This is a genomic window from Stenotrophomonas sp. STEN033, from assembly GCF_056856655.1.
In genome coordinates this window covers 64,330-73,914 of sequence record NZ_JBXFWM010000018.1, presented here as the reverse complement: position 1 = coordinate 73,914, position 9,585 = coordinate 64,330, and the positions used below count along the sequence as shown (strand labels likewise).

Below are 9,585 nucleotides of genomic sequence, written 5' to 3'. Positions count from 1 at the left end.
GAAGCGCCCCGGCCGGAACCGGGGCGCTCGGGGATGGTGAAGATCAGGCGGCGAGTGCGTGGGCCTGTTGCTCGTCGGCGTTGTCGATGGCTTCCGGTTCGTCATCCGTCACGGTCTGCGGCGCATCCTGCGCCGTGGTGTCGTCGGTGCCTTCAGCCTTGAACACGGCGGGCATCCAGCCGGTGCCATCCGCCAGCCGTTCGGCTTCGCTAGCAATGTCGGCCTTCTTCAACTTCGCCAGCCGGGTGATGTGCGCCGGGGCGTACTGCTCCACGGCTTCCAGAATCGTGGCCTTCGGCACATGCCGGAAATAACCCTCATTGGTGGGCTTCCACCATGCGGCCATGTCCAGCCCCACGGCCTGCGCCAGTTCCGCGCCCGGTTGCTGCTGCGTGGCGCGGGGTGTCACCACGTCCACCGTGACGGCCACGCATACCGCCAGCAGCCGCACCAGTTCATCTTGCGACTTCGCCAGCAGCACGGCGAACAGTTCGGCGCTGTCCTCCGGCAAGCCTTCGCCTGCCACCTGCTGCAACTCGCGCAGCGCCACGGCGGCGGGCGAATCCGGTATGTCCGGGGCGATGCCTTCCAGCCGGTCTTGCGCTTTGAGGCTCACGCCCAGCGGCAACGCATCATGACGGGGGCCGTAGTGGCTTCCCTGCAAGACGGTCTGCACCATGCCATGCACCAGCGCGGCCAGCGCCACTTGCGGATGCCGGGCGACTTCGATTTGCAGCGCGGCGGTGCGGTGGGCGCTCAACCGCTGCGCCAGCTTGTCGGACATGGCGGCGGTCTTGTGCTGCTCGTCGTCTTCGCCTTCGTCGTCGTTCCCGGCTTCGCTTTCGCTGCTGAAACCCTGCCGCAAGCGTTCCAGCGTGCGCAGCGCCTTGGCTTCGGCTTCGCGCAGCAGCCCGCGATGAATCACGGCTTCGCCGTTGCGGTCGATGGTGACGATGGCACCGGCTGCGGCCTTCACTGTCGCGCCGTAGTCCTGCAAGCCATCTTCCAGCGCCTGCAACTGCTCGCCCACGGTTTCACCTTCCTCCTGCAAGGCATCGGCCTTTTCTTCGTCCTCGGCATCCAGCGCGTCATCCACGGCTGCGGCCAGTTCGTGTAGCTTGGTTTGCAGCTTTTCGATGCGCTGCGCTTCGCGCTTGTTCGGTTCGCGGCGCTCCCTCGGCGCACGCTGGAAGGCGTGCAGGTCGGCATGGGTCACGGCGGGGGTGGCATCCACCCACGCCCAGCCTTCGGCCTTCACCTCGGCGGCGATGCCTGCCAGCTTGTCTTGCGCCAGCCGTTCCAGCAGCGCGGCATCGGTCAGATACACGCCCGCGTCACCTTCCGCGAACAGGTCGCGGCGGATGCCGCCGCCTGCGGCTTCGTAGGTGTCCAGTTCCACGAAACGCACCAGCGGATGCCGGTAGGCGTCAATCTCGCGCTCGGTGAGGCGGTCGCGCAATTGGGAAGGGTTGCGCTGCCACGTCGGCGCGTCGTAGAACGCGGTTTCCTGCGCGGCGTGGTCGTCGGTGATGGCAAGGGCCATCAACTGATCGAGCGTCACGGCTTCGGCGCGGTAGTCGGCCAGCAGGCGGGGCGACACGTTCGCCAGCTTCAAGCGGCGCTGCACCACCAGCGGGGACACGCTGAAATCGGCGGCTATGTCCTCGATGGGTCGGCCTTCGGCCACCAGCGCGGCGAATGCCTCGAACTGGTCGGCGGGGTGCATGGCTTCGCGCTGCACGTTCTCGGTGAGGCTGGCCGTGCGGGCGGTGCCATCGGCCACCAGCAGGCAAGGCACTTCCCATTCCTTGCTGATGCGGCGTTTCTTCGCCAGCAGCTTGAGGGCGGCAAGGCGACGGCCACCAGCCACTACTTCGTAATGCTCGCCATCGGCGGCAAGCGTGACGATCAGGTTTTGCAGCAGGCCCACGCGCTGGATGCTCGCGGCCAGTTCGGGGATGGACATGCGCGGGACGGTCTTGCGCACGTTGCGGCCCTTGGGGCGCGACACCAGCCGCGACAGTGGAACCAGAATCAGGTTCTTGCTCGGGTCGGCGGCTTCCAGCGGGATGACGGCGGCGGTATTGACGGCGCGGGCTTCGGTTTGAGTGATGGCGTTCATGGTGATAGCTCCTAACGGTTCAGGGATGCAGCAGCGAGGGATGCGGCAAGGGCTGCTGCCTGCCCCTGCCGCGTGGGGAATCAGGCTTTCAACTGGCGCAGGCCATCGGCCAGCATCCAGAGGGCGCGATTGAGGCGCACATCGGAATCAATGCCCTGCACGGGGCGGGTCTGCTGGCGACGTCCGTTGGCGCTGCGGCCATGCAATCCGCCTTTGGTCAGGTTTTCTTGCGTGCGGTTGAACACGCTCCACAAGTCCGGGCGGCGGTCGTCGAACCGGCGCGGCATCAGGATTTGCGATTCGGTGATGGGCGCGGGCTTGTTGTCGGTGGGGTCGTATTTGAGGGCCAGCGCGGAACGGGCGAACACTTCGGCTTCGCCTTCGTCCAGCGTGATCGCGCGCATGGCATCGCGGGATTCCTTCACGCGCTCGAAACCGCTCAACACCTCGAAAGCGCCTTCGATGACTTGCCCGGCCACGTCGCCCTTATGGGGTACGCGCACATCGGCCACGGTGTCGCCGCACACGAGGCCATTGCTGCACACAAACCGGAACATGCCCGCGAGCATCTGATAGCTGCTCGTGCCATCGTGCGAGTTCAACAACACGATTTCATTGGCTTCCGCGCCGTTGATCTGGCTGGCATGGCGCAGGCGCAGCATGTGTTTCGTATGCTCGCGCTTGCCTTCATCGCGCACGCGGGTTTGCGTCACCATGAAGGGCTGGAACCCTTCTTTGCGAAGCTCGGCCAGCACGGCAGCGGTGGGGATATAGGCGTACCGCTGCGAACGGCTTTCATGCGGCGCGTCCGCGAAGATGGACGGCGCTACGCGGTGAATCTGGTCATCGGTCAGCGGGTAGTCGCTGCGCAGCGAGGGGGAACGGGAAGCGAAACGGGATGCGAGTTGCATGGTCTTTCTCCTGACAAAGAAAAAAAAGGGTTTGCTGTTCACCGCACACCGGATTCCAAGATTCGGAGCCCAGCCTTTCGGCTGTTCGGTGCGGTTGGCACGAGGAACCCGGTTGGCCCTGTTGCCACCGTCTTTCCTGAGTTCATCGCCCGCGACGGTCAGGAGCCCACGGACGTGGGCCGTCAAGGAGAAAAGCGTCAGGTAGGTGCGGCCCGCAGGCGCAGCCGAGGACACGGCCTGGCGCGCCTTGACGGCACGCGGACACGGGCTACAGTCGCGGACAAGGTGATGAAGTCAGGGGAGACGGCTGGACATGGCAACGGCCGTCCCCGTGTGCTGAACTGCACGCAAGCGCAAGCGCGCAGGCCCGGATCGAGGATTCCGGGCCGAAGGCGTCAGCCGAGCGGAGCGAGGGAACGATGGAAGCCCGTCAGGGGCGAGACGCCGCAGGCGGCTCGATGCGCCACGCGCACGACAGCGCGACCGGCCATCTCCCAGGGGGCCGGGGACGCCCGGATTGCATTGGCGTGGGTACCTCAGAGCCGGTTCATCAACAGTCGCTCGGGTACCGACAAATCAGGCAGGGTTCAATACGCTGTGAAGCATCTAAAACATCAAGGACAGACCGTGAGTTCGTCTCAAACCGTGAATCCGCAGCAAGCCTGCGAAGACCTCCTCCTGGAGGGAAAGCAGTACAACATCGAGCACCACATCCTGCCCAGCGAGAACGCGGTCGCGGATCGCCTGCTGGCGCGTGGCGTCGAATTGAAAGACGCCTACGATGAATTGCATGGAAAGCTCCACGCCCGGCCTCCGGCGCTCCAGGTCTTTCTCGGCCTTGTGTTGAGCACTGCCGCTTTCTGGAATCCACAGAAGATGCTGAAGGCGCGCACCGCCCGCAACGACCTCACCAACGTCAATCAGCAAATCGCGAGAAAGGCGAATGAGTTGGCAGAACTGCTGGATCAACGCACCGATCTGCACAACACCTCGGGTTTCAGCAGCGAAACCCACTATCACGTTGGCGACGTGATCGAGGCTGCATCCCAGAACAACTACCTGTTCCAGTCATATGTACAAGAGAAGCTGGATGCCCTCCGGGGCCAGTTCGATCTGAAGTATTGGCCCTCATTGGGCGACTTCATGCGCGAACTGGCATCGGATGCTGAGAAGGCGGAGATGGCGGCCACAGACCCACTGACGGCCGCCGCCACTGCGGCGACCCGTCCCTCCAAGGCCGACTTCTTCAAGGCACTGTTCGCTTCGATCGAGGAAAACAGCACGGAGAACTACGGCCAACTGCCAAGGGCGTTCAAGCTGACCGATCGGACATTGGCCTCATTGGCGAACTGCGCACTGGATCTCGGCCCCGACGAACTGGTGGACGAAGCCTACGTGAAGCGCCTCCGTCAGCGTGAGCGCAACGGAACCGAGTAGCACGGCGCAGCAAAAAGGGGCCGAAGCCCCCTTCGTCAGATCAGGCCACGTTCGGCAAACGATGTGGTGTCGGTGCCTGCAACGATGATGTGATCCAGCACGCGCACGTCCACCAGCCCCAGCGCCTCCTTGAGCCGCTGGGTCAGCGTCCTGTCGGCACCGCTCGGCTCGGGATTGCCGCTCGGGTGGTTGTGCGACACGATGACCGCCGCCGCGTTGAGCCGCAGCGCCTCCTTGACCAGCTCGCGCGGATACACCGATGCGCCGTCGATGGTGCCTCGGAACATCTCGGCGTACTCGATCAGCCGATGCTGCGTGTCCATGAACAGCACCGCGAACACCTCATGCTCGAAGCCGGCCAGCTTGGCGCACAGGTACTCCTTGACCGCCGCCGGCGACGTGAACGAAGTACCACGCTGCATCTTGCGCTCGATGGCCTGGCGCGCGGCCTCCAGAATCTGCTCGGCAGTCGCGAGCAGGTAGCGCCCCTGCGCGTCACGCACCATCAGCGAGGAATCGAACGAGGAAAAGGACAGTTGCGACATGATCGTGCTCCGGTTGCTCGGGCGGAATTGCCCGGAACCGTGGAGAGCACGGCGCAGCGCAAGCAGTCAGGGATCGGAGACGGCCATCAGGCCGCAAGCGTGCGAGCACGCGCAGTCATTGACGGCGAGAACGCCGTGATACAGTGAAGGGAACAGCAAGACCGCCTACACCCTCCCATTGCACACACTGGCCCTTGTGCAAGCGGAGCGCGCAGGCCCGTCAGGGCCGAAGGCGTCAGGGGTCAAAGCCGAATAGCCGCGATTCGGCACGAAGCGCGGGGCGCAGCCCGTGAACCCGACGGCTGCACGCCGGGACGCACTGGATTGATTGTGCGCTACTCCACGGGAGCGAGTACCAAACCTCGGCCTGATTTCGGCACCAATTCGGCGTATAGAGATTTTCGTCCGACGATGACAGCAATCATTGGCCGCTTGTCCCGACGCTTCGCTGATAAGCGGTTCCATTCCGATCTATCCAGACCAGAAGGGTGAGGATGATCCTCTGGATGAGTGTGCCATTCCCCCAAGTAGCGGATGGTCCCGTTACTCCCCGTCCATCGCGCCAGGGCAATAGATTCGTGACCAAAGGGCATACGCTCGAATAGACATCTGAATCGTTTGTCATATTCCGTAGGGGCCGTTGCTTCCTCGATAATCATGTGAGCCCCATGAACTGAACCAAGCAGAATTCCACCAGCTTCACAGGCGGTATCAATAACCTGAATATGCTGGCAAAAAGTCTCCAGTGCGGAATCCGTAAAATGCAGCAACGTCCTCCTGTCGCCAGTGGCCCAAGAACTCATGAATTGCATACAGGACATTCCGGGTTCCGCAGCGGATCACAGTCGGGCGTGGCAGATTGCTGGGTACGGTCGATGACCCTCGTTCGAAGTGCGGGGGAATGGACGCCGTTAACCCAATCAAGCGCCATCTCTGCGCCCAGGCTGGCAGCATGCACCGACACCGAGGCAGGAAACGGCACGTATAAGCCCTCACATCCGTGCCCCGCCAAGATGGCAGGAAGAGGATCAACTGTAGAGCGGAGTTCACCTCTTCTATTGCTATGCCAAAGACATCGGTAGCAAGCACCAGATGCGTGCGTTCTCAATAGTGCGCGGACAGCCGTACCCGGCCCCTCTATCCAGACCGAAAGCATGGGCGCAGGTGGTGGATAGTGGCCGCACAGCCAATGCCCGAGGGATTCCTCCCCGGTGGCATCTATGAGAAGGTCCAGTTCTCCCAACTGGGCCTGCCTGACATCAACGGGAAGAGAACGAATCTTGGCCCCTGGCGCCAAGCGGTTCAGTTCCTTCGCCATAGCCTCGGCTTTGTTAGACAGCAGATCTGGAAATCCCAAGCGATGGCGCCCGATGTTCTGCGGGAGAAGGCAGTCGAAGTCCACTAACGTGAGTTTTCCGCCGCCTGTCCCCGCCCCGGCCTTGACCAGCATGTCCGACAGATATCCGCCGATCGTGCCGCATCCCACGACGGCCAGGTTCTTACCTGCAAGCGTCTTTGCCTTAGGCATGTTCCGCTGGGCAAGGTAGCGATCATCTATTCTGACCATTGAGATGGGTATCACCTTCAATCCATAGCTGGAATCCCTGCGATCTGCGAGCTTGCTCTTTTGCACAGGACGTTGGCGGTCATAGAGAACCACGAAGCCATACGTCATCAACGGGGATTCGACGACGATCAGAACGCCATTGGCCTTTTTCCTTTCTCCTTCCTTGATGCGTTCGTGAATCTTGCGCCGGCACCGAGGGTCAAGGGTGCTTTGCCATGCCAAGATATCCCTCACTGTTTCAGGAGGCCAATGGCTGGTCAGAGGACGGGGTTGAGCACCCGTCTTTACCCGGTAAGTCAGCACCGTTCTATCGGTGACTTGGTAGCCGAGCGACTTCAGTTTTTCTGTTGTTCGATCTTCGTTGTCGGTGATGAACCACAAGGGATTCCCATTGGCCTGCGCGACGATGCAGTTCTGCCGCCCCAAATCCTCGCTTTGCATGTCCACGAAGCAAAGCCCACCGTGCCAGTAGGCGAAGAACTCTTCCGCGAGATCTTCGATCATCTCCCCCTTCAGGATCTGCCCGAACAAGACGGCCGCGCGTTGCAGGCATGCCAGCGACTGTCCGACAGGATCGTAGATGTCCAGGACGACCGTGCCCTTGGCGAGATAGCAAAGCCCGCCATCTGCGCCAAGATGAGGAACCGCAGCTGGCAGTTCGGAGGGGATTTCCAGCAGCCGGATGCGAGGTAAGTCGAAGAACGTCGGATCGAGCTGAACCTCGCACGGATAGCCCTTGCCCAATTGGGGCGGGATCAACTGTCCGTGCAGCCTGAACCAGCCGTCATCCGTCTTGCCAACAAACGCGAAGCCTTGCTGCTCAAAGGCCTCGATCACGTTTGCGACCGCTATGGCGCCGCTCATCCGGCCTTCGTTCGTCCGACGAGTTCGCTCGGACCAGCGGCGGCGGGAGCGGCGGCGATGGTGGCAACGATGGATACCACCTTGACCCGATCCGGCTCATTCGGAAAACGCGGGCCGAATTCGCCCTGCATCCAGATGCAAGCTTGTGAAGGGCTGCTGGCGTCGGTTGCGCCACGAAGCACCTTCTCAAATTCTTCGAACGCCTTTGCAGCTTCTTCGACACCGGCTTTGCCCAGCCGTACCGTAAGCGATTCGGATTCATCCACGGGGTTGTTCACCCCCGCACGCAATCGGGCCGGTAGTGCCGCGACGACATCTAGCAACGCGAGGTCGTCGCGCCGATCACGCTTTTCAAATAGCGGAGCCGCGGCGGCCATCAGCAGGATCGAAGAGGGCCCGCCGCTGGACCACCTCCAATCGCGGAATGCCTTCAAGTAACGAACCACGCGGCGGAACTGCTCCCCCTTAGCTTCCACTTCGCCCAGGAACCACTCCTTTACAGGCCTAGGATCAGAGGGCATCCAATTGCATTCACGATGGGCAAGTAAAACCTTGTCGCGCGGTAATGCCGTCCACGCATCTCGCTCCGCTTTGATAATGGCATCCATCACCGAGTCGTAGCCATATCGCCTCATTGAGGCCTCGGCCAGATTCACGAACTCCTGATCGGGGATGGCATATAGTGGGATGTCAATGTGGGCATAGGCAGCAATGACAATGCGAATGCAAGTCGGCTTGTCAGTGACAAGCTTCCACCCCTTTTCTTCGACCAGCGGCCTTAACGCCTCTTCCGCAGCAGTAAAGAAAACTGTTGCCGCTGTGCTGGGGCGCTGCGTCTGCGAGACGAAACTCATTGGTAGATAGCAACCATCATCGACATCCGCCTGCTGCGGACGTTGTGCCGGCGAGTTCAGCGTCTTGTATGCCCACGACCCCTGCGTAAAGAAGCGCGGCTGCGGTACGTCTTCTGTGTATCCGCCAGCTCTCATCACACGAGGAATGCCCGTGCGTAGGCAGCTTCTGACATCCGTCCGTGCACTGGCGATCTTGGTACGCTGTTCAGGCGTCAAATCCAGCTCATCATGGATGCAGGATTCGTCGTCAACAGTGGTAAAGAAAAGCGGGCTCAGGTTCAGCATGCGGCCTCCGGTACATTCTTGTTGGGGCCGTGATAGAAAATGGGGGCGCCGGCCTGGTGCGCCCGAAATGGTTGAAAAAGAGGATCGCCAAGCGCGCGCTGGGCCGCGTGGTTGCCACGATCCTTGAGCGTATTCGTGGCGCCAATGGAAACCCGATCCAGCGCCTTCACGTCCTTGCTCTGATCAGGCGTTGCCTTGTCGTCGATCTGGAAGTAGTTGTTCCCCAACAGCTGCCTCAGCATGTAGTCCACGGACGATTCCTGGGCGGAGATCACCAGATCGAAGAGTCCTCCGCGCCACTTACCGAATCCTCGGTCAAGGCTAGCGCCGCCACGGACGGTCGCACCAATCGTCATCGTGCCGATGGAAAGAACCCGAATCCGCACATCCTGTTTCGGTGCCAGGAACGTGTTGACTTCATGCAATCCGAACAGGCCGGGGGCATTACCTACCAGTCCGCCATCCGCGAAGACACCGCGGTCGTTGCGCGCCAGCGGAAAGTAGACGGGCGCGGCAGCGGTCGCCAACGCAACATCGACGATCTTCATGCGGTGATCAAATTCAAAGGAAGGGTGGTGAGGTGTCTTGAAAAACTGTCCGCGACCTGTCGAGTAGTTGACTGCTGGTACAAGAACACGATGCTTCAGGTCGCCTACGGTGGTTCCCTGGAAGCGTTCGGTCAGCACTTCCCGCAACCCTGCCGAATCATGTTTTGCAGTCAGCCAGAATCCCAGAAGCCGTCTTGAAAGACTGCGGCAACCAAAGATGCGGCTGCCTTCGTCTTCGAACAGTGCTTTGAGTTCGCTGGCGGGGATTTCCGCTGCCAGTCCCAAAGCCAACATCCCTCCTGCCGATGTGCCACAAATCAGGTCAAAGTGGGAAGCGATAGGCCGGCCCAGCACGGCTTCAAGCTCGGCAAGAACCGTGGCCGTATAAAGGCCGCGATAGCCTCCCCCCGACAGGGCGAGCACATGGTAGGTAGGGATGTCAGTCATGACGT

Annotated in this window: 8 protein-coding genes; 1 reads left to right on the top strand and 7 read right to left on the bottom strand. The window is 61.6% G+C overall.

Going from position 1 to position 9,585, the window contains the following annotated elements; translation table 11 throughout:
• Positions 1-43: 43 nt before the first annotated feature.
• Positions 44-2,122 (bottom strand): ParB/RepB/Spo0J family partition protein, encoded by a 2,079-nt coding sequence (locus tag AC1VXC_RS08675; protein ID WP_482995028.1) that lies wholly within the window; start codon positions 2,120-2,122, stop codon positions 44-46.
• A gap of 80 nt (positions 2,123-2,202) precedes the next feature.
• Positions 2,203-3,033 carry a DUF932 domain-containing protein gene (locus AC1VXC_RS08670; protein ID WP_006473294.1) on the bottom strand — a complete coding sequence of 277 codons (831 nt, stop codon included), beginning with the start codon at positions 3,031-3,033 and terminating at the stop codon, positions 2,203-2,205.
• Between the two features lie 627 nt (positions 3,034-3,660).
• On the opposite strand from AC1VXC_RS08670, the gene AC1VXC_RS08665 reads away from it, so the two are divergent.
• The gene (locus tag AC1VXC_RS08665; protein ID WP_044062347.1) at positions 3,661-4,470 is read left to right on the top strand and encodes a hypothetical protein; all 810 of its coding nucleotides are present in this window, start codon (positions 3,661-3,663) and stop codon (positions 4,468-4,470) included.
• A gap of 35 nt (positions 4,471-4,505) precedes the next feature.
• Here AC1VXC_RS08665 and AC1VXC_RS08660 read toward each other — a convergent pair whose 3' ends face one another.
• From AC1VXC_RS08660 to AC1VXC_RS08640, 5 genes are all read right to left on the bottom strand, one after another.
• On the bottom strand, positions 4,506-5,015 hold the full coding sequence (locus tag AC1VXC_RS08660; RefSeq protein WP_044062348.1) for a JAB domain-containing protein: 510 nt from the start codon (positions 5,013-5,015) through the stop codon (positions 4,506-4,508).
• Between the two features lie 335 nt (positions 5,016-5,350).
• A complete protein-coding gene (locus tag AC1VXC_RS08655; protein ID WP_414715631.1) occupies positions 5,351-5,818 on the bottom strand; it encodes a Mov34/MPN/PAD-1 family protein in 468 nt (155 codons plus the stop codon).
• A complete protein-coding gene (locus AC1VXC_RS08650; RefSeq protein ID WP_482995027.1) occupies positions 5,815-7,446 on the bottom strand; it encodes a ThiF family adenylyltransferase in 1,632 nt (543 codons plus the stop codon). The genes AC1VXC_RS08655 and AC1VXC_RS08650 overlap by 4 nt, the downstream gene beginning before the upstream one ends.
• Positions 7,443-8,585: a CBASS cGAMP synthase gene (locus AC1VXC_RS08645; RefSeq protein WP_049444931.1), complete on the bottom strand. Its 1,143-nt coding sequence runs from the start codon at positions 8,583-8,585 to the stop codon at positions 7,443-7,445. Before AC1VXC_RS08645 ends, AC1VXC_RS08650 begins: the two co-directional genes overlap by 4 nt.
• Positions 8,579-9,580, bottom strand: a complete 1,002-nt coding sequence (locus tag AC1VXC_RS08640; RefSeq protein ID WP_049444928.1) for a CBASS cGAMP-activated phospholipase — start codon at positions 9,578-9,580, stop codon at positions 8,579-8,581. The genes AC1VXC_RS08645 and AC1VXC_RS08640 overlap by 7 nt, the downstream gene beginning before the upstream one ends.
• Between the last annotated feature and the right edge of the window lie 5 nt (positions 9,581-9,585).